Below are 23,819 nucleotides of genomic sequence, written 5' to 3' on the forward strand. Positions count from 1 at the left end.
TTGTTTATCCGGCCTACGGGTCTTGTAGGCCCGGCTAGCGAAGCGCCACCGGGCAGCATAAGTGGAATTACTCCATCATCTTCTCAATGGGCAGCACCAGGATGGAGCTGGCGCCAAGCGCTTTCAGTTTTTCCATCGTTTCCCAGAACAGGGTTTCGCTGCTAACCATGTGCATTGCCACGCGCTGCTGATCGCCGGCCAGTGGCAAAATCGTTGGGCGTTCAGCGCCTGGCAGCAAGGCGATAACGTCGTCCAGACGTTCACTTGGCGCGTGCATCATGATGTATTTAGATTCGCGCGCCTGAATAACCCCCTGAATACGGGTCAGCAGCTTATCGATCAGTTGTTGCTTAGCATCGGCCATTTCTCCGTCACGCTGAATCAGACAGGCTTTGGAGCGGTAAATGACTTCCACTTCACGCAGGCCGTTGGCTTCAAGCGTTGCACCGGTAGAGACCAGATCGCAGATTGCATCTGCAAGTCCCGCACGGGGAGCAACTTCGACAGACCCGTTTAACAAACAGGATTTGAACGAAACCCCTTTCTGGTCGAGATAGCGTTTGAGCAGATGCGGATAAGAGGTGGCGATACGTTTGCCGTTCAGTGCAGACGGACCGTCCCAGGCTTCGTCTACCGGGGTCGCCAGCGAAAGACGACAGCCGCCGAAGTCCAGACGACGTAACGTAAAGTAACGAGGATCTTCACCCTGTGCCCGGCGGTTGAGCAGTTCTTCTTCCAGCACGTTTTCACCGATGATGCCGAGATCAACGACGCCATCCATGACCAGACCCGGGATATCGTCATCGCGTACGCGAAGAATATCGATAGGCATATTTTCTGCCATCGCAATCAGGCGCTGGGTGTGAAGATTAATTTTAATGCCACAGCGGGCCAGCAATTCGCGTGAGTCATCGCTTAAACGGCCTGATTTCTGCATAGCTATGCGTAAGCGGGTGTTGTCTAACATTCTTTATTCCTCGTTATCCTGTCTGAATCGGTTTGGGTCACGCACAAAAAAAAGCCCCCGGAAGAAATCTTCCGGGGGCTTTCTCATACGCTCATGCACCGCTGGAAGATTTAAATGTCTCCCAGCACACATCGCCTGAAAGACTAGTCAGGATGATGGTGATGATGGTGATTAAATTGAGCGCGTGTCATAAATTTTCTCGATGAATGCTTATTCATTTGATGTCTTTTAACCTAAACCACTTTAGCCACGGAAAGCAAGGGCTTTTTTTGATCATTAATTCATTTCATATTGATACTATGAATTGTCAGCCACCGTGGGCTGGCGTAGCCTTGGGTTATAGGCCAAAAGTCAGGAGAAAAGGCATGAAAAAGGTCGCAATTGTCGGATTAGGTTGGTTAGGCATGCCGTTAGCCATGTCTCTGGCGGCCAGGGGCTGGCAGGTTGCCGGCAGTAAAACCACATTGGATGGGGTGGAAGCGGCCCGAATGAGCGGTATTGAAAGCTACTCGCTGCGCCTGGAGCCTGAACTGGTCTGTGAACCTGACGATCTCGATGCGCTAATGGATGCGGATGCGTTGGTCATCACCCTGCCTGCACGCCGGAGTGGCCCGGGCGAGACGTTTTATTTGCAGGCAATGCAGGAACTGGTCGACAGTGCGCTGGCGTATCGTATTCCACGGATTATTTTTACCAGTTCTACCTCGGTTTATGGTGATGTGCAGGGGACCGTGAAAGAGGGCACACCACGCAATCCGGTCACGGCAAGTGGTCGTGTCCTGAAAGAACTCGAAGATTGGCTGCACAATCTGCCGGGAACGTCGGTGGATATTCTGCGCCTGGCAGGCCTTGTGGGACCGGGCAGACATCCAGGTCGTTTTTTTGCGGGTAAAACAGCACCTGATGGACAGCATGGCGTCAATCTGGTGCATCTGGATGACGTGGTTTCTGCTATCACGTTGCTGCTACAAGCGCCTAAAGGGGGACACATCTATAATATATGTGCGCCTATGCATCCGGCGCGCAATGTGTTCTACCCTCAGATGGCTCGCCTGTTGGGGATGGAACCACCGGATTTCCGGGACGGAGTGGATAACGGTAAAGGTAAAGTCATTGATGGCAACCGAATTTGCAATGAGCTTGGGTTTGAGTACCAGTATCCCGATCCGCTGGTGATGCCGATGGAGTGACAGATCAGCAGAGTGTCGCTGTATACCGCCAGGGGGCGAGTATGAAACCACTGCTGGATGTTCTGATCATTCTTGATGCGTTAGAGAAAGAGGGGAGTTTCGCGGCGGCGTCCGCAAAATTGTTTAAGACGCCGTCAGCGCTGAGTTATACCGTCCACAAACTGGAAAGCGATCTCAATATTCAGTTGTTGGATCGCAGTGGACACCGGGCCAAATTTACCCGTACCGGACAGATGCTGCTGGAAAAGGGACGCGAGGTATTACATACCGTGCGCGAACTCGAAAAGCAGGCCATCAAACTGCATGAAGGATGGGAGAATGAACTGGTTATCGGCGTAGACGATACCTTTCCCTTTTCGCTTCTTGCCCCGCTTATCGAATCTTTCTATCAACACCACAGCGTGACGCGTCTTAAATTTATCAACGGCGTGCTGGGCGGCTCATGGGATGCTCTGATTCAGGGCCGGGCCGATATCATTGTGGGTGCCATGCGTGACCCACCCACAGCGAGTGACTTTGGTTTTGCGCGTCTGGGTGTGCTTGAACAAGCTTTTGTTGTTGCCCCCCATCATCCATTGGCGCAGGAACCGGAACCGTTGAGTCGTAGAACGATCAAACGTTTTCGCGCCATTGTGGTCGGCGATAATGCACATCCCGCGAACGTATCGGCTTCTCAACTACTTGACGATCAGGAAGCCATCACCGTTTTTGACTTCAAAACCAAACTGGAACTGCAGATAAGTGGTTTGGGGTGTGGTTATATTCCGCGCTATCTGGCACAACGATTTCTGGACAGCGGGGCCCTGATTGAGAAGAAAGTTGTCGCGCAGATTCTGTTTGAACCCGTGTGGATTGGCTGGAACGAGCAGACCGCGGGATTAGCCAGTGCATGGTGGCGGGATGAAATTTTAGCAAATAGTGCTATCGCGGGTGTCTATGTAAAAACGGTTGTCGATAATTCAATCGGTTAGGAAAAAATATTTTTTGACAAGGCTCTCATTCTCTTGTCATTTCGCCCTAATTTAGTGCAAAATACGCCGCTTGCAAAAAATGACATTAACCGACGTTTTAATACGCGTCGGTTATTTTTTTGCATCAAACCAATCATTCATAAAAGAGGCCGGGCTTCGTACCGGATAGATACTTACTTAAAAATCGACAGTTGTTGTCGCTGAGGATTAACAAAAAATGGGGCAATTTTTTGCTTACGCGACGGTTTCCGCCGTAATGGAGGATAACCATGTCGCATAACGCTACTCCAAACACCTCTCGCGTGGAATTACGTAAAACGCTTACGCTGGTTCCGGTTGTCATGATGGGCCTTGCCTATATGCAGCCGATGACGCTGTTCGATACATTCGGTATCGTATCAGGAATGACCGATGGTCACGTCCCGACAGCTTACGCCTTTGCACTGATCGCCATCCTTTTTACCGCACTGAGTTACGGTAAACTGGTGCGTCGCTATCCGTCTGCAGGCTCTGCCTACACTTACGCCCAGAAATCCATAAGCCCGACCGTTGGCTTTATGGTGGGTTGGTCATCACTGCTGGACTACCTGTTCGCACCGATGATCAACATTCTGTTGGCGAAAATCTATTTTGAAGCCCTGGTGCCGTCGATACCGTCATGGATTTTCGTGGTAGCACTGGTGGCCTTTATGACTGCTTTTAACCTGCGCAGCCTCAAATCTGTCGCGAACTTCAACACCGTGATCGTGCTGTTGCAGGTCGTGTTGATTGCGGTGATCCTCGGCATGGTCGTTTATGGCGTGTTCGAAGGGGAAGGTGCGGGTACGCTGGTGAGCAGCCGTCCGTTCTGGTCAGGTGACGCACACGTGATTCCAATGATCACGGGTGCCACTATCCTGTGCTTCTCGTTCACTGGTTTCGACGGTATCAGCAACCTCTCTGAAGAGACCAAGGATGCTGAGCGCGTGATCCCGCGTGCAATTTTCCTGACTGCGCTGATTGGTGGCCTGATCTTTATTGTCTCTACCTATCTGTTGCAGCTGTACTTCCCGGATATCTCTCGCTTCAAGGACCCGGATGCTTCACAGCCTGAAATCATGCTGTACGTAGCCGGTAAGTTCTTCCAGGTCGGCGCGCTGATTTTCTCCACCATTACCGTATTGGCATCCGGGATGGCGGCGCATGCAGGCGTAGCGCGTCTGATGTACGTGATGGGGCGTGACGGTGTATTCCCGAAAAGTTTCTTCGGTTATGTACACCCGAAATGGCGTACTCCGTCCATGAACATCATCCTGGTTGGCGCGATTGCCCTGCTGGCAATCAACTTCGACCTGGTGATGGCGACGGCGCTGATTAACTTTGGTGCGCTGGTGGCGTTTACCTTCGTTAACCTGTCGGTAATCTCCCAGTTCTGGATCCGTGAGAAGCGTAACAAGACGCTGAAAGACCACTTCCAGTATCTGTTCCTGCCGATGTGTGGTGCGCTGACCGTGGGTGCGTTATGGGTAAACCTGGAAGAGAGCTCTATGGTTCTGGGGCTGATCTGGGCTGGTATTGGTCTGATCTACCTGGCTTGTGTGACCAAGAGTTTCCGCAACCCGGTACCTCAGTACGATGAAGATATTGCGTAATAGCTTAATCTGACATCGAAAAACCGGAGACATGTTCTCCGGTTTTTTTATTCCGCTGCTTTATTTCCAGCCAATATTAATAACCGTTAGTTCTAAATTAGAGAATTTGGTTATTGGTTCTGAACCAGTTAGTCATGAATAATTTCCTGACTAATATACTTCTGGCTAATTAATTTATGTTTTCAATGATCTTAAGCGGGCTCATCTGTGGCGCGCTGCTTGGCTTTGTCATGCAACGTGGACGATTTTGTCTGACGGGCGGTTTTCGCGATATGTATATTGCGAAAAACAATCGTATGTTTTATGCGCTACTGATAGCCATCTCTGTGCAAAGCGTGGGTGTCTTTGCGCTGATCCAGGCGGGTGTACTCAGCTATGATGCCGGCACCTTCCCATGGCTGGGAACTGTTGTTGGTGGTTATGTCTTTGGCATCGGAATTGTTTATGCGGGCGGGTGTGCTACCGGAACCTGGTACCGTGCAGGAGAAGGGCTTATTGGTAGCTGGATTGCGTTGTTTACCTACATGGTGATGAGTGCGGTGATGCGCTCTACGCATGCGAGCGGGCTGAATCAGGCGCTGAAAAACTACAGTACTGAGCATAATTCCATTGCAGACACGTTGAACCTGTCCGTATGGCCACTGATCGCTATTCTGCTGGCGGTTACAGTATGGGTGGTGGCGAAAGAGCTGAGAAAACCAAAATTGAAAGTCGCTACGCTACCGCCTCGTCGTACCGGCCTTGCGCATATTCTGTTTGAGAAACGCTGGCATCCATTTGTTACTGCGGTTCTGATTGGGCTGATTGCGCTGTTGGCATGGCCGTTGAGTGAAGCAACCGGACGAATGTTTGGCCTGGGTATCACGTCACCAACCGCCAATATTTTGCAATTTCTTGTCGCAGGCGACAGTAAGTTTATTAACTGGGGAGTGTTCCTGGTGCTGGGCATTTTTCTCGGCTCATTTATTGCAGCGAAAGCCAGTCGCGAATTTCGCGTGCGCGCAGCCGACGCACCCACCACGCTGCGTAGCGCTTTTGGCGGTCTGTTAATGGGCTTTGGTGCCAGCATCGCGGGTGGTTGTTCGATTGGCAACGGTCTGGTTATGACGGCGATGATGACCTGGCAGGGATGGGTTGGCCTGGTCTTTATGATTTTCGGCGTCTGGACCGCGTCATGGATTGTGTATATCAGACCGCAGCGTAAGGCAAAACTAACCGCTGCTGCGGCAAATTAAGCGTAAGGATTGGATGATGGCAACTAAAAAACTGGATGTGGTCACGCAGGTTTGTCCGTTTCCACTGATTGAAGCAAAAGCGGCACTGGCAGAAATGGCAAGTGGTGATGAGTTGGTGATCGAGTTTGACTGTACCCAGGCCACTGAGGCAATCCCGCAATGGGCCGCCGAAGAGGGGCACGTGATTACTGATTATCAACAGGTGGGTGACGCCGCCTGGAGCATTACGGTGCAGAAAGCGTAAAGAGGAGCCCTCCGCCGTCTGGCGGAGGGCATTTCATCTTCAGACTATCTCTTGCGCATACTGCCAGAGTGATTTCAGTAGCATCAGCTTCTCTTTGTTGTCAGCGTATTGCTGACTCAATATCTGCAATTCATTCGCGTAATTTTGCAAAAACTCCGGTGTGAATACCTGACGACGATGATCCAGCCAGCGTTGCTGCTCTTCCTCATCCAGTGTCCCGGGGAAATTGCGCGCGCGATAATTAAACAACAGTTTTTCAATGCGCTTGTCGACAAAAGTAATGTCCAGTGCGGGTAAATTGCGAGGTTCGGTTTCCAGAACGATCTTCATTGCGGCGCGGTCGGCATCGCTGAAAAAACCGTTGTATAACTGCGCATCTACGTTATCCGATGGCGCAAAGGGTTCTGCTTCAGCAAAAATAGCTACCACTTTATCGCGCACCTGCGGGTTTTCACGCAGGACTTTAAGATTATCCAGGCAATGCTGGCGGTTAATTCCGAGACGATCGGCATCTTCCGGGCGTAGCGTATTAGCCTGTGCCAGAACCGGACATTTGTTGATATGCACCAGTTTAACCGGCACCGCGGCGTTATCTCCCAGATCGGCTTTGGCGGTGTAAAGACGTGCGCGCAGGGTATCGCTATCCAGTTCAAGCAAGGGAGAAATATCACCGGCTAAGTCGACCATAATAACCGCATTACGATTATCCGGATGCCAGGCGAGCGGGGCAACCCAACTGGTGTTACCTCGCCATGCACCGAACATCCCAGATACATGCACTAAGGGCTTCATTTGCGGGACATCAATCAACGCAGCCAGCTTGTGTTTATTGCGGTGACTGTAGAGATAGTCAAACAGACGCGGCTGACGTGACTTTACGAGTTGCGCCATGGCAATGGTGGCATACACGTCTGCCATCGCGTCGTGGGCATTAGCATGCTCAATGCCGTTGGCGCGAGTCAGATGCTCAAGGCGGAAGCTGGGTAGACCGTCGTCGTTTTCTGGCCAGTTGATCCCTTCCGGTCGTAGCGCATAGCAGGCGCGCATCACATCCAGCAAATCCCAGCGAGAATTGTCGTTCTGCCAGCTCCAGGCGTAGGGATCATAAAAATTGCGATACAGGATATTACGTGTCACTTCATCATCGAAGCGCACATTGTTATAGCCGAGGATACACGTTTTCGGCACGGTAAACAGCGCATGGATGCGGGCAGCAAAAGCGGCTTCATTCTCACCCTTATCACGTGCTTCTTGCGGCGTAATACCGGTTATCAGTACCGCTTCTGGTTGTGGCAGATAGTCGTCGGCGGGCTTGCAGTAAAAGACTTCGGGATCGCCAATGATATTGAAATCGCTATCTGTGCGGATGGCCGCAAACTGTGCGGGTCTGTCCAGTGCCGGATGGGTACCAAAGGTCTCGTAATCGTGGAAGAGAAAACCAGGTTGCTGCTTGCCGTCATTCATTGTTCAGTTATGTCCGGGATCAATTTAGCGCTTATCTAAGAATACCAAAAAATAGCGCGGTAATCAGCAACGGGATTATCAATGCTCGGCGGTGGCCGCAATAAAATTGCGGTAAACATGATTAAAATAAAACGAATTAATAGGTTTGGGGTTTTAAAGATATTTCATGAAATAAGGTCATGTTAGCGTGTAAGCTTATAAATAAGTTAATTGATAACTATTATTGTTATTTTTACGTTTGTCAGTGCGTTCTGGAAACTTTAAAACTCCTTTATAAACAATAAGTTTTATTCTTGCCGGTTAACGGAATTTCATTGTAATGAAATGTGAGTGAGGTTAAAAATTAATAATTTAAAGGCCATATAATCATTGGATATATCTAATAACAGGAGGTTATATGAGCATTAGTCGGCGTAATTTTTTGCGGGGTGTAGGTATTGGCTGCTCGGCCTGTGCGATAGGCAGTTTCCCACCTGGCGCACTGGCGCGAAATTCGCCAGAAAGTATTAAAGGGAAAACATCCCTGACGCCGAGTCTGTGTGAAATGTGTTCCTTTCGCTGTCCAATTCAGGCTCAGGTGATTAATAATAAAACAGTTTTTATCCAGGGAAACCCTAATGCCCCTCAGCAAGGCACGCGCGTTTGTGCTCGTGGGGGCAGCGGTGTTAGCCTGGTAAACGACCCGCACCGGATTGTTAAACCAATGAAACGCACCGGGCCGCGTGGCAGTGGCGAATGGCAGGTCATTAGCTGGCAACAGGCGTATAAAGAAATTGCCGAAAAGATGACGGCAATAAAAAATCAATATGGGCCGCAGGGCGTTGTCTTCTCCTCTAAATCCGGTTCGCTTTCCGGCCATTTATTTCATTTGGCGACGGCTTTTGGCTCACCAAATACCTTTACGCACGCTTCAACTTGTCCAGCAGGTAAAGCCATTGCCGCCAAAGTGATGATGGGTGGGGATTTAGCAATGGATATCGCCAATACCCGCTATATGGTCTCTTTTGGACATAACCTGTATGAAGGGATTGAGGTTGCCGATACGCATGAATTGATGACCGCACAAGAGAAGGGCGCGAAGATGGTCAGCTTCGACCCCCGGTTGTCGGTATTTTCCAGCAAGGCGGATGAATGGCATGCGATTAAACCGGGGGGAGACTTACCGGTGCTGATGGCGATGTGCCACGTCATGATTACTGAAAAATTGTATGACGCGGAGTTCGTTGAACGCTACACAACAGGTTTTGACCAACTGGCAGAGGCGGTACAAGAGGCCACGCCGGGATGGGCACAAAAGTTGGCCGACGTGCCTGCGGATGTCATTACCCGGGTAACTCGAGAAATGGCGGCCTGCGCCCCCCATGCGATTGTCAGCCCTGGTCACCGTGCGACTTTTTCGCAGGAAGAGATCGACATGCGGCGCATGATTTTCACCCTCAACGTGCTGCTGGGAAATATTGAGCGCGAAGGCGGCATGTACCAGAAAAAAGCCGCTGCAACCTACAATAAGCTGGCAGGAGAGAAGGTGGCTCCGGTGCTGGCGAAACCGGATGCCAAACTCCCTAAGCCAACGGCGCAGCGTATTGACCTGGTCGCGCCGCAATTCAAATACATCGCTGCGGGCGGTGGGGTGGTGCAGAGCATTATCGATGCTGTGTTAAACCAGACGCCTTATCCGGTGAAAGGATGGATTATGTCCCGGCATAACCCTTTTCAAACTGTGACCTGTCGGCCGGATCTGGTCAAAACCGTTGAGCAGTTGGATCTGGTGGTGAGCTGCGATGTCTATTTAAGCGAAAGCGCGGCCTATGCCGATTACCTGTTACCTGAATGCACCTACCTTGAACGCGATGAAGAAGTCTCTGATATATCGGGGCTGAATCCGGCCTATGCGCTGCGCCAGCAGGTCGTTGAGCCTATTGGTGATGCGCGGCCAAGCTGGCAAATCTGGAAAGAGCTGGGCGAGCAACTGGGTCTTGGACAGTACTATCCGTGGCAAGATATGCAAGTACGCCAGCTATATCAGCTCAATGGTGACCATGCGTTATCTGCTGAACTGCGCCAGAAAGGGTATCGGGAGTGGGGCGTTCCACTGTTACTCCGTGAGCCTGAATCGGTACGCCAGTTTACTGCGCAGTATCCGGGAGCAGTGGCCGTTGACAATGATGGTACGTATGGCGAACAACTCCGCTTCAAATCCCCATCCGGAAAGATCGAACTTTATTCCGAAGAACTGGAAACTCTCCTGCCGGGCTATGGTATTCCGCGTGCACGCAATTTTGCGCTCAAGGCCGATAATGAACTCTATTTCATTCAAGGCAAAGTCGCGGTTCACACCAATGGCGCGACGCAATATGTTCCATTACTCAGCGAGCTGATGTGGGATAACGCGGTGTGGATCCACCCGAAAACGGCTGGAGAAAAAGGGATTAAAAGCGGTGATGACATCTGGCTTGAAAATGCGACGGGTAAGGAGAAAGGCAAAGCGCTGGTCACTGCCGGTATTCGACCCGATACGCTGTTTGTCTATATGGGATTCGGCGCCAAGGCTGGCGCGAAAACCGCGGCGACAACGCATGGGATCCACTGTGGCAACCTGCTTCCGCATGTGACCAGTCCGGTTTCCGGCACGGTGGTTCACACCGCTGGCGTTACGCTTCGTCGGGCATGAGAAAGGAGAACATCATGAATCAGTCAACAAATCCGTATGTCATGCTGCATGACGAGAAACGCTGTATTGGTTGTCAGGCGTGCACAGTTGCCTGCAAAGTTCTGAATGACGTGCCAGAAGGTTTTAGCCGGCTGCAGGTGCAGATCCGCTCACCGGAAAACGAACCTGAGGTGCTGTCTCACTTCCAGTTTGTCCGCGTCTCCTGCCAGCACTGCGAAGATGCGCCTTGTGTCAGCGTCTGTCCGACTGGCGCTTCGTTTCGGGACGAAAACGGCATTGTGCAGGTGGACAAGTCCCGCTGTATTGGCTGTGATTATTGCGTAGCTGCCTGTCCGTTCCATGTGCGCTACCTGAACCCACAAACAGGAATTGCAGATAAATGTAACTTTTGCGCAGACACCCGTCTGGACGCTGGACAATCGCCTGCCTGTGTTTCCGTATGCCCTACGGATGCGCTGAAGTTTGGTCGCCGTGATGACCCTGAAATTCAGCACTGGATTCTTCAAAAAGAGGTTTACCGTCAGCAGGATACGCGTAGCGGTGCGGTAAGTATTTTCCGGCGTAAAGAGATTCATCAGGAGGGAAAAGTATGAATTCTATCTGGGGAGCAGAGCTTAACTATGCGCCAGACTACTGGCCGCTGTGGCTCATTTATGCAGGCGTAGTCATTCTGTTAATGATTGCCGGTCTGGTGATGCATGCGCTGCTGCGTCGAATGCTGGCACCCAAAACGGCAGCCGGAGAAGAGCACCGTGACTATCTCTACTCATTGGCTGTCCGCCGTTGGCACTGGGGAAATGCGCTGCTTTTTATCCTGCTTCTGCTCAGCGGTTTATTCGGCCATTTTTCTATCGGACCGGTAGCGCTAATGGTGCAGGTGCACACCTGGTGTGGATTCGCATTACTGGCTTTCTGGATTGGCTTCGTCATGATCAATGCCACCAGCGGCAACGGTAGTCACTATCGTGTGCAATTTAGCGGGTTGATAACGCGTTGCCTGCTGCAAACGCGTTTTTATCTGTATGGGATAATGAAAGGTGAGGCACATCCGTTTGCGGCAACAGCGGAGAATAAATTTAACCCCCTGCAACAGTTAGCCTATCTGGCCATCATGTATGCGTTGGTTCCGCTGTTAATCATTACCGGGTTGCTCTGTCTTTACCCGCAGATTATAGGCGCCGGGCCGGTGGTGCTGGTGCTGCATATGGTGTTGGCGATTGTTGGCATTCTGTTCATTTGCGCACATATTTACCTGTGTACATTGGGTGACACACCGGGGCAAATCTTTCGCAGCATGATTGACGGCTATCACCGTCATCGCAGCCATCATGCAGAAACAGCATCACATAAAGGCTAATCCTGCGCGTTTTTTGCAGGAGAAGTCCGTCTGACTTTCTTCTTTAACAGCAAGAAAATGTGCCTTATGTCACATTTTCTTGCAATTTATCCCTGTTTGTTCGGCAGAACTTCCGTAAAAAGAACGGCTATTTCTCTTGGTTATGAGGACATGCTGTTGAAACGCCGTTTGTTTATTGCCGCTTCGCTATTCGCGATAAGTTTTTCGTCCGCTTATGCGACTGATGTCGCCAGTTTTGCACCTCGGCCTCCCGCCATCAATGCTGGCGCGTGGGTGCTTATGGATTACACCACGGGCCAAATCCTGACCGCCGGAAATGAACACCAGCAACGCAACCCCGCCAGCCTGACCAAGTTAATGACCGGCTATGTTGTCGATCGCGCGATTGATAGCCACCGCATTAGCCCAACGGATATCGTCACAGTCGGACGTGACGCATGGGCGAAAGATAATCCGGTGTTTGTAGGCTCATCATTAATGTTCCTGAAAGAAGGCGATCGCGTGTCAGTACGTGATTTAAGTCGCGGCTTAATTGTCGATTCCGGCAATGACGCATGCGTCGCGCTGGCGGATTACATCGCGGGTGGACAGCCACAGTTTGTCGCGATGATGAACAGTTACGTTGAGAAGCTGAAGCTTAAAGATACACATTTCGAAACGGTGCATGGGCTGGACGCACCGGGTCAGCATAGCTCGGCCTACGATCTGGCCGTCTTGTCCCGGGCGATTATTCACGGGGAACCTGAGTTCTACCACATGTACAGTGAGAAGAGTCTTACCTGGAACGGTATCACGCAGCAAAACCGTAACGGACTGCTGTGGGATAAAACGATGAACATCGATGGCCTGAAGACCGGGCACACATCCGGGGCAGGATTTAACCTGATCGCCTCCGCAGTTGATGGACAACGTCGCTTGATTGCCGTGGTCATGGGAGCCGAGAGCGCGAAAGGGCGCGAGGATCAGGCACGCAAACTGCTGCAGTGGGGGCAACAAAATTTTGATACGGTGCAGGTTTTGCGTAGCGGTAAGCAAGTCGGCGTCGAACGAATCTGGTATGGCGATAAAGAAAAAATTAGCCTCGGTACCGAGCAGGATTTCTGGATGGCGCTACCTAAGGCTGAAGTCCAGAATATCAAAGCAAAATATGTTCTTGATAAGAAAGAATTGGTAGCGCCTATTGCCGCGCATCAACGCGTGGGGGAAATTGAACTCTATGACAGGGATAAGCTGGTGGCGCATTGGCCACTGGTCACCCTGGAATCAGTGAGTAAAGGCAGCGTATTTTCGCGTCTGAGCGATTACTTCCACCATAAGGTGTAATTTTTCACCCATGCTACTGACTGGCAAGAGTGCGAAACTGCTCACATAATAATCACTATTTCCTTGTGGCCGTAATACACAATAATTACACTGTATATAAATACAGTGTAATGACGGAGGTTATATGGAGTACGAGATAAAGCAAGTCGATAAACGCAGGATTGCCGGTTTTCATATGGTTGGACCGTGGGAGCAAACGGTAAAGCAGGGTTTTGAGCAGTTAGTCATGTGGGTGGATGACAAGCAGATAGTGCCGCTGGAATGGATCGCCGTTTATTACGACAACCCGGATGTTGTGCCTGCTGACAAACTGCGCTGCGATACTGTGGTTTCCGTCGCAGAGAATTTCGAGATCCCAGAGAACAGCGAAGGTGTGATACTGACTGAACTGGCCGGTGGTGAGTATGCTATTGCTGTTGCTCGTGTTGAAAATCATGACTTTGCGACGCCATGGTATCAGTTTTTTAATCTTCTGTTGCAGGACGCAACATACCAGATAGCAGCCAAACCCTGTTTTGAGATTTATATGAATAATGGCATGGAAGACGGTTACTGGGACATCGAAATGTATGTTCCAGTACAGCCGAAGTAGCTGTTTTTTGTGTAAATCAGGATAAAAGTCCTGGTGATAACGATGATGTTTTCACTAAAAAAGCAGGTACAATTCTGTTCTTTGCTATTCCCTGACGGAGTGGATGAGTGCGTGCCGATAAGTCGCTGAGTCCTTTTGAAATTCGTTTGTATCGTCATTATCGCGTAGTGCACGGTATTCGCATTGCGCTGGCGTTTCTTCTTACTTTTCTGTTGGTTCGCCTGCTGGATATTCCTGAAGGTACGTGGCCTCTGATCACGCTGGTGGTGATTATGGGGCCTATTTCATTCTGGGGTAATGTCGTCCCAAGAGCGCTTGAACGCATCGGCGGGACGATTCTGGGCTCAGTACTTGGGCTGGTTGCTCTGCGTCTCGAACTCCTGTCACTTCCGCTTATGCTGATATGGTGCGCAGTAGCGATGTTTCTCTGCGGCTGGCTGGCCTTAGGTAAAAAACCCTATCAGGCGTTGCTGATTGGTATAACGCTTGCCGTCGTCGTCGGGGCTCCCGCGGGTGACATGAATACAGCGTTGTGGCGCGGTGGCGACGTGATTCTGGGATCGTTACTGGCGATGCTGTTTACCGGCATCTGGCCGCAGCGGGCATTTATTCACTGGCGTATTCAACTGGCGCATTGTGTCACGGGTTATAACCGGGTGTATCAGGCTGCGTTGTCACCTAACTTGCTCGAACAGCCCCGACTGGAGAAGCATTTACAACAACTACTGAGTGACGTTGTCAAAATGCGTGGACTCATCGTTCCTGCCAGTAAAGAGACCCACATCCAAAAATCAATCTTTGAAGCTATTCAGACGGTTAACCGCAACCTGGTGTGCATGCTTGAGCTGCAAATCAACGCGCTGTGGGCGACGCGTACCAGTCACTTTGTGATGCTGAACGCGCATACCTTGCGTGAAACTCAGCTCAGAACGCAACAAGCGCTACTGACGATCACTCATGCGCTATACGAAGGTAATCCGCAGCCGGTGCTTGCCAATACCGAAAAACTCAATGATACCGTGGCAGAGTTGCGCCAACTCATCGCTGAGCATAAAGGCGATAATGTTGCTGAAACACCTATTCATGGCTATGTCTGGTTGAATATGGAGATGGCACGGCAACTGGAATTGCTCTCACATTTAATTTGTCGCGCGCTGCGCAAATAAAGAGCAGATGAGGGGATTGGTTTTACTGCTGCTTCGATTCAGCAAAGATTAAGGGTATGATACTGAAAAAGGCTAAAACCATTGGTAACTACAATGGCTTTACCCTCGATAATTCAGGTTTCAGCCATGCATTATCAATGCAGATGCAACTTGAAGTATGGCGGGCATGAAAGTAATGTTGACCCACTTTAGCCGTTGTTTTAACGAATCCGAATCTCACATTATCAGGGGTGTAAAAATGGAAACTACCAAGCCTTCTTTCCAGGACGTGCTGGAATTTGTTCGTCTGTTCCGTCGTAAAAACAAACTGCAACGTGAAATCCAGGACGTTGAGAAAAAGATCCGTGACAACCAGAAACGCGTCCTGCTGCTGGACAACCTGAGCGACTACATCAAGCCGGGGATGAGCGTTGATGCTATCCAGGGTATCATCGCCAGCATGAAAAGCGACTATGAAGATCGTGTAGATGATTACATCATCAAGAATGCAGAGATCTCTAAAGAGCGTCGTGATATCTCTAAAAAGCTGAAAGCCATGGGTGAAGTGAAAAACGGCGAAGCGAAAGCAGAGTAACGTTTTATGGCAGTAGGGGGCGCTGCTAAGCGGCGGCCCCTACTGTAGTTTTACCCCGCCTGTTACCATCCGCAGTAAATGCTGCTCAGGCCAGTGAGTTGTCAGTTTTTTCTGTGCCAGCATCCATTTGATGTAATCAACATCATGACGTTTTCTGTCCAGCATCAGACCCACCACGCTGCCGCTGTGCGCAACGTTCACCCCGTATAAATCACATTCTTCTACCAGCGCCAATAGCGAATCGAAATCTGGTTTTGGCAACAACATTTGGCTGGCGATTGCGCTAAGCGTGGCAGCCTCTCCCATCCGATAGGGATTTTGGCTAATACAGGCTTCCTGTACTTTTTCCCATGCACGTTTCAGCGCGGGGGCACCGGCCTGTAACCCGGGCTGGCGCGGAATGCGGTGATAATCTGCGGTACGTAATGTTTCCGGACTTTCCAGAACCAACAGGTCAAGCTGGGGCTGCGCTTCACAAGGAATTTGCGTAGAAGCGTCGTTATGATCGAAAAGGGTTAACTGACGGAAAAGGGTGCTGTCGGTAGGTTCAAGAGATACGCAAAGCTGCGCCAGTGTAGGTTCATCAAGCTGATGACCCAGAAAATGAGCGGTGGCAAGCGCGGTGGCGGCAATATCTGCGGTGCTGCTGGCCATTCCTTTCGCAATGGGAATCGTTGACTGGATATCTATTCGAATATCCTGACTGATATGCGCCGGGTAGTGCCAGTGCTGCAATAACCGGTCAACCATCGCTCGCGAGAGTGGGCGTTCATCCACTTGTGGTGATCCTGAACTGACCTCGACGGTGCTATACCATTCAACCGGGCAGGAGACCAGCTTCTCACTGCCCAGAATCCAGCCCTGGATAAGTTCCCCGCACGATGCAGGACATTGCGCAACAGCCACGTCTTCACCTTTGTGATCAGCAATCCTCGGCGCATAGTGTCATGGCGATCGCGCTATTACCATGATTTGCCGCAATTTGCGGTGCAGCAGGATTAAGCAGGAATGTCCAATGTCACAGTTTCTGATATCGCTATACGCATAACATCCTGCGCGATCATCAACTCTTCATTGGTATTTATAACGGCCACTTTGACCAGCGCAGTTTCAGTTTGAATGAAGGTTGCGTTGCGCTGATTTTTTTCATCATCAACGGCCAGGCCTAAGAAATTCAGATTGTGGCAAATCGCAGCGCGTGCTCGGGCTGAGTTTTCACCAATTCCACCCGTAAATACCAAAGCATCCAGACCGCCCATCTGCATAATATAACTGCCTATTGTGGCACGAATTCGCTCTGCAAACAGCGTAAGTGCGAGTGCAGCCTGTGAGTCGCCTTCGTCTGCGGCGCGTTCAACGTCACGATAGTCTGATGAGATACCGGAAACCCCAAGTAATCCCGATTCATTGTTGAGGAGTTGGTTAAGTTGCTGCGGTGTTTTGCCTTCGCGCAGGGCAATCCACGGCAAAATTGACGGGTCAATATCTCCGCTGCGCGTACCCATCATCACGCCAGACTGAGGTGTAAAGCCCATCGAGGTATTCACCGATTTTCCGCCCTTGATGGCACAGATGCTGCTGCCATTACCAAGATGACAACATACGACGCGCAGTGCGCTGAGCGGGATGCCCAGCTTTTCAGCCAAAGCGGTACTGACGTATTTGTGGCTGGTACCATGAAAACCATAACGCCGAATTCCCAGCTCTGAGTAATAGCGCCAGGGCAGCGGATAAATAAAAGAAGGCTCAGCCAGCGTCTGATGAAAAGCAGTGTCAAAAACTGCGACGGCAGGAGCTTCGGGTAATAGCTGACGAAAAACAGCGATCCCCAGCGCATTAACCGGGTTATGCAGTGGTGCCAGTTCTGCAAGGCGCTCTATTTCGGCCAGTGTTTCATCGTTGACGAGGGCTGAGTCTTTAAAGGACTCACCACCATGTGCGACGCGATGACCGACGCCATCGATCTCTTCCAGATTTTTGATGATGTTCAGGCTAAGCAGTTTTTCCAGTAACAGAGTTACTGCTTCACGGTGATCGGCAACGGGTAACGTCTCCTGCCATTTCTGCACGGGTGTTTTAAGCGTGACCTGCGCGTCAGACATCCCGATACGTTCAATCAGCCCCTGGCAGATCATTTCACCCTGCGGCATCGCCAGCAACTGAAACTTAAGAGAAGAGCTACCTGCGTTTATGGCCATTATTTTGTGAGACATGACGGTTCCTTTGCATTCAGAAAAATGAACATCTCATCGACCCCGGTATTCTCCAGCGCGCTGGTGATAAACACGTTCTGCGCTCCTGCCTGCACCAACCAGCTTTCTACGAGTGAAATTCTCTGAGGGTTAGCTAAATCGGCTTTGGTGACGAGGCCGATAACAGGTCTGTTCATTGGGCCCGTAAAACCTGGAGAAAAAGGTGACCATGGGGCGTCAGCATTCAGTACCAGAGCGATAATGTCGGCTTCACAGGCGCTGGCCAGCAACGCACTGTACAGGCAGCGGTTCTCAAGATATTCACCTGGCGTGTCTATTGTCGTTGGCGACCAGACAATCGCCTGAGTTTTCTGGTAATGAAGTGCTTCTCCACGCAAACATTGTGTGAGTGATGTTTTACCGCACTGGCTGGGGCCAATTAGCATGATGCGTTTCATGTGGTTACGTCCGGGTAATAGGGCATGCAGTAAAACGCATCATTTCGCCAAGCGTTCTGGTTACCTGTTTCAGCGCGTACTCAACGGCTGAAACATCGCCCGTCAGTACGACTGCACCAGTAAAACGATCGAGAAAACCAATCTCTACCGCCCCGGATTTCGTGGCGATATCACAGGCGATAATCGAGGCTTCACTGGGCGTAATGGTTAAAATACCAATGGCCGAGATTGAATCCTGCAACCCCAGCTTTTTGAATAAATCCTTACCTGGATTAGCAATAAGGTGCGCCAGCGTGACCTGCTTGCCGGGTACGTATTCCTGGATCATGCGATCTGTCGGCGGTTGTCTGTCCATTATCCCTCCACTATTTGCCGCCACATGCTTTCATGCGGGCGTGGTATGACGGAGCGATAAACCAGCAGACCTTTTTCCCCGGCGCTTTCGCTGGCGACGGTCACGGCGTTATTGACATCGGAAACATCTCCCGCGACAACCATGTAGCATTTACCACCAATACCGAATGCCATATGCACCCGTACCAGCGTGACATTGGACGCTTTGACTGCACGATCGGCGGCACAGATACAAGCCGCTACGCTCCAGGTTTCAACAATCCCGACGGCCTGATGCTTATCCACACTGTTAAGACCGCTAATTGCCGGGAGAACGCTGGCATGAATGTTTGGGAGCACCAGACTGTCGACGAGCATATCGCCTGCAAGAGACGTCCCTGTTGCAATGGCCTGCTGTACTGCTCCTACGTCACCCCCGAGCATCAGTAAAAACTTTCCAGGGCAGATGGTTTTGCTGACCAGCAAATTCACATTCGCGTTTTTTAACATGGCATCACCAGCTTCCATTCCTTTGGCAATGCTGGTGAGTTCTAAAATCCCTATCGCCTGAGACATGATTAACCTCTTATTACCGTGATGGATTGTTCAGTAATTTCGCTGACAATACCGTCAATACTGGCGTGTACAGGTGCGCCTAATGCACCGGACGGCACATCGGCGACGCATTGACCGCGAACAACGCGTTCGCCTTGCTGTACACATGGAATGGCGCTGGCACCAATATGCTGGCGTAGCAACAGCGTCGTTTTATCTGTGGGATAATCAGTCTCAGCCAGTGGCGCGTCGTGGTACCAGTCGCTGAGGCCAAGTTTGGTGATGAGCCGTTTAACCGGAATCAAACGGTACCTGGCCATTTCATCCTCAGGATTTAGCGGCCCTTCATAACGATGGTTGAGCGCCCGTAGCTCGCGTTTAAGCATGCGGTTGATTCGCATCGGCGAAATGCCTACCGGACAAGCCACACTTTCACAGACATTGCATTCTGAACAGGTCAGGGCAGTGAGCAGCAGCTGCGGTGTGGCTGCCTGTTGGTAGTTCACTGCGCGAACCAGCAGATGTGGTGATAGTTCATGGCCGATTAAATGTCTTGGACATAAATCAGTGCACAGACGACATTGCTCGCAAACGGTTTTTGCAACCGAAAGCACGGTGCGTTCGTCCTGCATTCGTCGTTGAATCAGCGCATGGGATTTGGGCAATACCAGTAGCCCCCCGGTGGTCTTGCTCACAGGGGTATCCAGCGAAGTTATCAGGCCACCCATCATCGGACCGCCGTTGATAAAACCCGGATCGTCAACGGTGGCGCCACCCGCCAGTGCCAGGACTTCGCGTAAAGACATACCGATAGGAACACTCAGTGTTAACGGTCTGGCGACCGCACCGTTGACGGTCAGAGTGCGACGGGTAACGGAGTACTGCTGTTCAACCGCTCTGGCGATATTGAGCACGGTCTGGACGTTATTGACCACCACTCCTACGCTAACGGGCAGCGCGGCCGGAGGAACCCGCCGTCCCGTTGCCATCCAGATGGTCAGTACCTCGTCACCAGCCGGATACACATCGGGTAAAATATGTAACCTGATGTTGGCGGGTAAAAGCGGTGTTAACGCATTGATGGCCTTCTGATACTTTTCTTTGAGGGCAATAATGCCTGCATTGGCTCCTGTTGCTGTCATGGCATACTGAACGCCACGTACTAGCCTTGCCGCCTGCACCGCCATTAATTGTTGATCGACTTTCAGCATTGGCTCGCATTCTGCGGCGTTCACCAGAAACGTATCAACCTGCGCCTGGAGTTTAACGTGTGCAGGAAATCCCGCACCACCGGCCCCAACCACGCCTGCTGCACGCACGCGATCGCGTATCGTTTGTGCGTCATAAAGAACATGTTCTGCCGTCATGGCTGTATTCATAATAATTCCTCAAGCAGTTCCTGAATGGCACTGGCATCGGCTACGCGGGGATTGGTTTGCAACGTGACATCAGCCAGCGCGGCCTGAACCATCGACGGTATACGTTGCGACCAGGTATGCTTCTCGTCTTTCAGTGCATCAATGAATGTCGGTAATGCGCACTGTTTTTTTAGTTGTTCAATATGATGAATGAGCGCATTGAGTGCCGCCGTATCATTCGCGCTATCTGGGCATAAATGGCAGGCTTTCGCGAAACGGGCATAGCGCTTTGCTGCCCGCGGGTCGCGTGCATTAAACTGAATGACACGAGTGAGCAACAGTGCGTTAGCCAGTCCATGGGGTAAGTGAAACTGACCACCGAGCTGGTGGGCAATAGCGTGATTGATACCCAGCCCCGCCTGGCTAAATGCCATCCCTGCCAACGTGGAGGCATTGTGCATTTTCCCCCGAGTTGCCAGGCAATCGCCTTTGCTAACCGCAACAGGTAGGTACTGGAAGACAATTTGCGCGGCTTTTTCCGCCAGAGCATCCGTGAAGTCACTGGCTTTTGTCGATACATAGGCTTCCAGCGCATGCGTCAGGACATCCAGACCGGTATTTGCAGTAATGGCCGGAGGGACGCTGACAACCAGCATAGGATCAAGAATGGCCATGTCAGGGTAAAGGGCGTTATTAAATAGTGGATATTTAATACCTTTCTCCGGATCGCTGATCACGCAGGCGCTGGTCACCTCCGATCCCGTGCCGCTGGTGGTAGGGATTGCGACACAGGTTTCAATTTCAATACCAAACTGACGGCTGAACCAGACGATAGCTTTGGCGGCGTCAAGTGCGGAACCACCACCAAAGCCAATCACGACATCCGGTTGCAGGGACTGCATTTGTGCAATCCCCTGAACTACCGTACCAATGGTTGGGTCGGGTGTGATATCACTGAAAATGCTGATGCGATTATCCGCGGGCAGCGTATTTCGCAGCTTTTCAATCAACGGAGAACGTGCGATAAAACCATCGCAGATAATCCAGATATGCTTATTGGAGAAACGCTTAAGCACATCCAGACTTCCCTGGCCGCTGAACAATCGTGTTTGCAGTGAAAAGCTATTCATAACGGCCTCATTAGCGAATAGAAAAACCGTTGGTGAGCACGCAACGACGAGAGCGTGCGAAAGTTCGCGCTGACGTTGTGCCTTCACCGGTTGGAGTAGCAATAGTAAAGGTGGTAAAGCCTTCACCGCCGACACCAATACCGGCGTAAGAGGGGCCATTTTTCACAAAGATAGAGGTCTGAAGGGTGCGGGCAGCAAGATTCAGACGTGACACGTTTTGTGAATGCATGATGGCAGTGTGATGCAGTCCCTCTTCAACTTTCAGTGCCAACGCCAGTGCACTGTCAAAATCCTTTACGCTCACGATGGGCAGCATTGGCATCAACTGTTCGCTGGTGACCCATGGATCGTCATCATTGACGATGCCAATCAACAGGCGAGGTGTTTTTGCCGGAACCGGTATATCCGCAGCTTCAAGCAGGGCTGCTGGACTCTTTCCAACCAGTTTTTTATTGGCTATGCCTTCAGGCAGACAGGCGGCGCGCAGTTTGTTGATGTCTTCGTTGTGCAGAAGTAACGCGCCAAATGACTGCATTTGTTGAACCAGGCGTTCGGCAACGGCATCAACAACAATCAGGCTCTTCTCGGCAATGCAGGGGAGGTTGTAATCAAAGGATGCGCCGTTGATGATATCTTCCGCCGCTTTAACAAGGTCGGCTGTTTCATCAACAATGCAGGGCGGATTGCCTGCGCCTGCGCCAATGACTTTTTTCCCGCTTTTCATGCCCATAGCAACAATGCCTGGGCCACCGGTAATCGCCAGAACTGCGATTTTAGGGTGTGCCATCATCTGCTGGGTAGCCTCAAAAGTGGGTTCTGTGACCGTGACGACAAGATTGCGAATCCCACAGCAGCGAAAAGCAATATCTTCAATCATGGCAATTAGCTTCAGTGAGACCGCTTTAGCACCCGGATGAGGGCTAAAATAAACGCTGTTTCCCGCAGCAAGCATACTGATGCTGTTGTTAATAATGGTTTCCGTGGGGTTTGTACTTGGCGCAACGGAGCCAATCACCCCAAATGGAGAGTACTCAAACAACACCATGCCGCCGTCGCCGGTTAGTGCCGTGGTGGTGAGATCTTCGATTCCCGGGGTGTTGTCCAGCGCGGCTTTATTTTTGAGGAATTTATCCTCTTTGTTGCCCATTCCCGTTTCGGCAGCGCTCTCGGCGGCCAGTGAAGCGAGGTGAGGCGTCAGTTCTTCTCGCAGGGCATTGATGATGGCGCTGCGGGTTTTCAATGGACATTGCTGATAACGCAGAAAAGCCTGATGCGCGGCATCAATTGCTTCGTCAACGGAAGGAAAAATTCCATTACCCTTAACTTCTGCTTTTGCCGGGGCGAGTTGTTCACTCAAAATGTTACGAATAAGCGTTTCAAGTTCTGAAGTATTCATTGATGTGTTCTCACGTTAATCGCCGCAATGGCCGTTTCTGCAATATCCATATCCTGCTCAACGCTTCCCCCGCTGATGCCAAGACCCCCAAGGATTAAACCCTCTCGCCATAATGCGTACCCGCCACCGAAGGTGACGATTTTTCCCTGCATATGGCTTTCCAGACCGTAAAGCGCGGCCCCTGGTTGCACCGCTGATGTCAGCTCGTGCGTGGCGGTTTTCATCGCCACGGCGGTCCAGGCTTTTTTCGGTGCCAGTTCGCTACTGACCAGCAATGCATCAGGCATGCGCCAGGTCACCATTTGAGTTCCGTTCGCATCAACAATGCAAATGACGACCGGAACCTGAAGTTCTTCTGCTCTCGTCACTGCAGTGCGAGTCAGTTGGTGGAGCTCCTGAAAAGACAGTGACATAGTCGGCTCCTGGGGGGGGGATGTACGGATGGCTGCGAGATAGCGCTCCGTCACTTTCTGAATAATATCGCTTTGATGGGCGTCATGATCTTCTGCTCGAGCAAGCGCATATAAGCAGTCGGACAGGCGATTGATGTAACGCATCAATACATGTCTGACGGAGATCTCAGTGGAGAGTTCGACCAGTCGCCGCTCTGCGCGGCGAGCCAGTGTGCGGGCAAAGTGCAGACGGCTGGCGGCCTCACTGCGGCCAGGTAAAATAAAGCTGCGTAGGGGCGGTACTCTCCCCATCGCGGTATCGATGGCGGCTTCCAGCGCCGCAATTTCTTCTGAGCTGATATAGCGTTGTTCTGGCGTTGGCTGTTCGCTTTCGCTGGCCAGTTCGGCGCTGAACCAGAAAAGCTGCAGTTGAATATTTTCAAGCAACTGGCGGTGCTGCGGGTTTTTCGCTGCGCAAACGCACAGGCTGAGCGCGGCGTTAAGTTCGTCCAGCGTACCGTAAGCCTCGACGCGCGGATGCGTTTTGCTCACGCGTTGTCCGGTAAAGAGGGCCGTTGTACCGGCATCGCCAGTGCGGGTATAAATCGCCATAGTTCCTC

The 23,819-nt window shown here is 51.2% G+C and carries 24 protein-coding genes, 1 pseudogene and 1 other annotated feature; of the genes and pseudogenes, 13 read left to right on the top strand and 12 right to left on the bottom strand.

Translation table 11 applies throughout. The features are described 5' to 3' along the window. Positions 1-67 precede the first annotated feature (67 nt). Positions 68-967, bottom strand: coding sequence for an ATP phosphoribosyltransferase (gene hisG, locus OGX91_RS02145; RefSeq protein ID WP_005128078.1), 900 nt, complete (start codon positions 965-967; stop codon positions 68-70). Between the two features lie 45 nt (positions 968-1,012). Continuing rightward, positions 1,013-1,135 (bottom strand) — a sequence feature (His leader region). Next, the gene (hisL, locus tag OGX91_RS02150; protein ID WP_101741515.1) at positions 1,111-1,158 is read right to left on the bottom strand and encodes a his operon leader peptide; all 48 of its coding nucleotides are present in this window, start codon (positions 1,156-1,158) and stop codon (positions 1,111-1,113) included. (Overlaps the previous feature by 25 nt.) Before the next feature lie 174 nt (positions 1,159-1,332). Here hisL and OGX91_RS02155 point away from each other — a divergent pair, with 174 nt between their 5' ends. From OGX91_RS02155 to tsuB, 6 genes and pseudogenes are all read left to right on the top strand, one after another. Further along, positions 1,333-2,157, top strand: a complete 825-nt coding sequence (locus OGX91_RS02155; RefSeq protein ID WP_286625330.1) for an SDR family oxidoreductase — start codon at positions 1,333-1,335, stop codon at positions 2,155-2,157. 41 nt (positions 2,158-2,198) lie between these two features. Then, a pseudogene (locus OGX91_RS02160) lies at positions 2,199-3,183 on the top strand (LysR substrate-binding domain-containing protein). 162 nt (positions 3,184-3,345) lie between these two features. Continuing rightward, positions 3,346-3,408 carry a membrane protein YoeI gene (yoeI, locus tag OGX91_RS24065; protein ID WP_101741514.1) on the top strand — a complete coding sequence of 21 codons (63 nt, stop codon included), beginning with the start codon at positions 3,346-3,348 and terminating at the stop codon, positions 3,406-3,408. After that, the gene (plaP, locus tag OGX91_RS02165) at positions 3,398-4,759 is read left to right on the top strand and encodes a putrescine/proton symporter PlaP (RefSeq protein ID WP_040231916.1); all 1,362 of its coding nucleotides are present in this window, start codon (positions 3,398-3,400) and stop codon (positions 4,757-4,759) included. Before yoeI ends, plaP begins: the two co-directional genes overlap by 11 nt. A gap of 176 nt (positions 4,760-4,935) precedes the next feature. Continuing rightward, positions 4,936-5,994, top strand: a complete 1,059-nt coding sequence (gene tsuA / locus OGX91_RS02170) for a thiosulfate utilization transporter TsuA/YeeE (RefSeq protein ID WP_149691675.1) — start codon at positions 4,936-4,938, stop codon at positions 5,992-5,994. A gap of 16 nt (positions 5,995-6,010) precedes the next feature. After that, positions 6,011-6,238, top strand: coding sequence for a thiosulfate utilization sulfurtransferase TsuB/YeeD (gene tsuB / locus OGX91_RS02175; protein ID WP_005128065.1), 228 nt, complete (start codon positions 6,011-6,013; stop codon positions 6,236-6,238). Between the two features lie 39 nt (positions 6,239-6,277). Here the strand turns inward: tsuB and sbcB are convergent, their stop codons facing one another. Next, complete coding sequence (gene sbcB, locus OGX91_RS02180; protein ID WP_286625331.1) at positions 6,278-7,702, bottom strand: exodeoxyribonuclease I; 1,425 nt, start codon at positions 7,700-7,702, stop codon at positions 6,278-6,280. A gap of 397 nt (positions 7,703-8,099) precedes the next feature. Between sbcB and phsA the strand changes: the two genes are divergently transcribed. The 7 genes from phsA to OGX91_RS02215 all read left to right on the top strand — a co-directional run bounded on the left by phsA (position 8,100) and on the right by OGX91_RS02215 (position 15,385). Continuing rightward, positions 8,100-10,373 carry a thiosulfate reductase PhsA gene (phsA, locus tag OGX91_RS02185; protein ID WP_199947526.1) on the top strand — a complete coding sequence of 758 codons (2,274 nt, stop codon included), beginning with the start codon at positions 8,100-8,102 and terminating at the stop codon, positions 10,371-10,373. Between the two features lie 14 nt (positions 10,374-10,387). Beyond that, the gene (phsB, locus tag OGX91_RS02190; protein ID WP_005128061.1) at positions 10,388-10,966 is read left to right on the top strand and encodes a thiosulfate reductase electron transport protein PhsB; all 579 of its coding nucleotides are present in this window, start codon (positions 10,388-10,390) and stop codon (positions 10,964-10,966) included. Continuing rightward, positions 10,963-11,730 carry a thiosulfate reductase cytochrome B subunit gene (phsC, locus tag OGX91_RS02195; RefSeq protein WP_005128058.1) on the top strand — a complete coding sequence of 256 codons (768 nt, stop codon included), beginning with the start codon at positions 10,963-10,965 and terminating at the stop codon, positions 11,728-11,730. The genes phsB and phsC overlap by 4 nt, the downstream gene beginning before the upstream one ends. Before the next feature lie 150 nt (positions 11,731-11,880). After that, the gene (gene dacD / locus OGX91_RS02200; RefSeq protein WP_137378377.1) at positions 11,881-13,053 is read left to right on the top strand and encodes a serine-type D-Ala-D-Ala carboxypeptidase DacD; all 1,173 of its coding nucleotides are present in this window, start codon (positions 11,881-11,883) and stop codon (positions 13,051-13,053) included. 124 nt (positions 13,054-13,177) lie between these two features. Beyond that, positions 13,178-13,645: a DNA gyrase inhibitor SbmC gene (sbmC, locus tag OGX91_RS02205; RefSeq protein WP_005128054.1), complete on the top strand. Its 468-nt coding sequence runs from the start codon at positions 13,178-13,180 to the stop codon at positions 13,643-13,645. Positions 13,646-13,752: 107 nt separating this feature from the next. After that, positions 13,753-14,811 (top strand): FUSC family protein, encoded by a 1,059-nt coding sequence (locus OGX91_RS02210; RefSeq protein WP_040231920.1) that lies wholly within the window; start codon positions 13,753-13,755, stop codon positions 14,809-14,811. Positions 14,812-15,049: 238 nt separating this feature from the next. After that, the gene (locus OGX91_RS02215; RefSeq protein ID WP_005128046.1) at positions 15,050-15,385 is read left to right on the top strand and encodes a DUF496 family protein; all 336 of its coding nucleotides are present in this window, start codon (positions 15,050-15,052) and stop codon (positions 15,383-15,385) included. Positions 15,386-15,424: 39 nt separating this feature from the next. Here the strand turns inward: OGX91_RS02215 and OGX91_RS02220 are convergent, their stop codons facing one another. The 9 genes from OGX91_RS02220 to pduO form a co-directional block, all read right to left on the bottom strand. Further along, on the bottom strand, positions 15,425-16,291 hold the full coding sequence (locus tag OGX91_RS02220) for a GHMP family kinase ATP-binding protein (protein ID WP_005128044.1): 867 nt from the start codon (positions 16,289-16,291) through the stop codon (positions 15,425-15,427). A 92-nt stretch (positions 16,292-16,383) separates the two neighbouring features. Next, positions 16,384-17,598 (bottom strand): acetate/propionate family kinase, encoded by a 1,215-nt coding sequence (locus tag OGX91_RS02225; protein WP_188232500.1) that lies wholly within the window; start codon positions 17,596-17,598, stop codon positions 16,384-16,386. Continuing rightward, positions 17,583-18,035, bottom strand: a complete 453-nt coding sequence (gene pduV / locus OGX91_RS02230; RefSeq protein WP_005128040.1) for a propanediol utilization protein PduV — start codon at positions 18,033-18,035, stop codon at positions 17,583-17,585. The genes OGX91_RS02225 and pduV overlap by 16 nt, the downstream gene beginning before the upstream one ends. Before the next feature lie 4 nt (positions 18,036-18,039). Further along, a complete protein-coding gene (gene pduU, locus OGX91_RS02235; RefSeq protein WP_005128038.1) occupies positions 18,040-18,390 on the bottom strand; it encodes a propanediol utilization microcompartment protein PduU in 351 nt (116 codons plus the stop codon). After that, positions 18,390-18,944 (bottom strand): propanediol utilization microcompartment protein PduT, encoded by a 555-nt coding sequence (gene pduT, locus OGX91_RS02240; protein ID WP_005128036.1) that lies wholly within the window; start codon positions 18,942-18,944, stop codon positions 18,390-18,392. Before pduT ends, pduU begins: the two co-directional genes overlap by 1 nt. 2 nt (positions 18,945-18,946) lie before the next feature. Next, positions 18,947-20,302, bottom strand: a complete 1,356-nt coding sequence (gene pduS / locus OGX91_RS02245) for a cobalamin reductase PduS (protein WP_005128035.1) — start codon at positions 20,300-20,302, stop codon at positions 18,947-18,949. Next, complete coding sequence (locus OGX91_RS02250; RefSeq protein ID WP_199947523.1) at positions 20,299-21,411, bottom strand: 1-propanol dehydrogenase PduQ; 1,113 nt, start codon at positions 21,409-21,411, stop codon at positions 20,299-20,301. The genes pduS and OGX91_RS02250 overlap by 4 nt, the downstream gene beginning before the upstream one ends. Before the next feature lie 10 nt (positions 21,412-21,421). Beyond that, the gene (gene pduP, locus OGX91_RS02255; protein WP_005128033.1) at positions 21,422-22,807 is read right to left on the bottom strand and encodes a CoA-acylating propionaldehyde dehydrogenase PduP; all 1,386 of its coding nucleotides are present in this window, start codon (positions 22,805-22,807) and stop codon (positions 21,422-21,424) included. Continuing rightward, positions 22,804-23,811 carry a two-domain cob(I)yrinic acid a,c-diamide adenosyltransferase PduO gene (pduO, locus tag OGX91_RS02260; protein ID WP_005128032.1) on the bottom strand — a complete coding sequence of 336 codons (1,008 nt, stop codon included), beginning with the start codon at positions 23,809-23,811 and terminating at the stop codon, positions 22,804-22,806. Before pduO ends, pduP begins: the two co-directional genes overlap by 4 nt. Positions 23,812-23,819 lie beyond the last annotated feature (8 nt).

This window comes from Citrobacter sp. Cpa228 (assembly GCF_030333085.1).
Lineage (GTDB): Bacteria > Pseudomonadota > Gammaproteobacteria > Enterobacterales > Enterobacteriaceae > Citrobacter > Citrobacter pasteurii.

Coding starts and splice junctions, on each gene's coding strand:
- hisG (WP_005128078.1), bottom strand. CDS start 967: ATGTTAGACAACACCCGCTTACGCATAGCTATGCAGAAATCAGGCCGT.
- OGX91_RS02155 (WP_286625330.1), top strand. CDS start 1,333: ATGAAAAAGGTCGCAATTGTCGGATTAGGTTGGTTAGGCATGCCGTTA.
- plaP (WP_040231916.1), top strand. CDS start 3,398: ATGTCGCATAACGCTACTCCAAACACCTCTCGCGTGGAATTACGTAAA.
- tsuA (WP_149691675.1), top strand. CDS start 4,936: ATGTTTTCAATGATCTTAAGCGGGCTCATCTGTGGCGCGCTGCTTGGC.
- tsuB (WP_005128065.1), top strand. CDS start 6,011: ATGGCAACTAAAAAACTGGATGTGGTCACGCAGGTTTGTCCGTTTCCA.
- sbcB (WP_286625331.1), bottom strand. CDS start 7,702: ATGAATGACGGCAAGCAGCAACCTGGTTTTCTCTTCCACGATTACGAG.
- phsA (WP_199947526.1), top strand. CDS start 8,100: ATGAGCATTAGTCGGCGTAATTTTTTGCGGGGTGTAGGTATTGGCTGC.
- phsB (WP_005128061.1), top strand. CDS start 10,388: ATGAATCAGTCAACAAATCCGTATGTCATGCTGCATGACGAGAAACGC.
- phsC (WP_005128058.1), top strand. CDS start 10,963: ATGAATTCTATCTGGGGAGCAGAGCTTAACTATGCGCCAGACTACTGG.
- dacD (WP_137378377.1), top strand. CDS start 11,881: ATGCTGTTGAAACGCCGTTTGTTTATTGCCGCTTCGCTATTCGCGATA.
- sbmC (WP_005128054.1), top strand. CDS start 13,178: ATGGAGTACGAGATAAAGCAAGTCGATAAACGCAGGATTGCCGGTTTT.
- OGX91_RS02215 (WP_005128046.1), top strand. CDS start 15,050: ATGGAAACTACCAAGCCTTCTTTCCAGGACGTGCTGGAATTTGTTCGT.
- OGX91_RS02225 (WP_188232500.1), bottom strand. CDS start 17,598: ATGTCTCACAAAATAATGGCCATAAACGCAGGTAGCTCTTCTCTTAAG.
- pduV (WP_005128040.1), bottom strand. CDS start 18,035: ATGAAACGCATCATGCTAATTGGCCCCAGCCAGTGCGGTAAAACATCA.
- pduU (WP_005128038.1), bottom strand. CDS start 18,390: ATGGACAGACAACCGCCGACAGATCGCATGATCCAGGAATACGTACCC.
- pduT (WP_005128036.1), bottom strand. CDS start 18,944: ATGTCTCAGGCGATAGGGATTTTAGAACTCACCAGCATTGCCAAAGGA.
- pduS (WP_005128035.1), bottom strand. CDS start 20,302: ATGAATACAGCCATGACGGCAGAACATGTTCTTTATGACGCACAAACG.
- OGX91_RS02250 (WP_199947523.1), bottom strand. CDS start 21,411: ATGAATAGCTTTTCACTGCAAACACGATTGTTCAGCGGCCAGGGAAGT.
- pduP (WP_005128033.1), bottom strand. CDS start 22,807: ATGAATACTTCAGAACTTGAAACGCTTATTCGTAACATTTTGAGTGAA.
- pduO (WP_005128032.1), bottom strand. CDS start 23,811: ATGGCGATTTATACCCGCACTGGCGATGCCGGTACAACGGCCCTCTTT.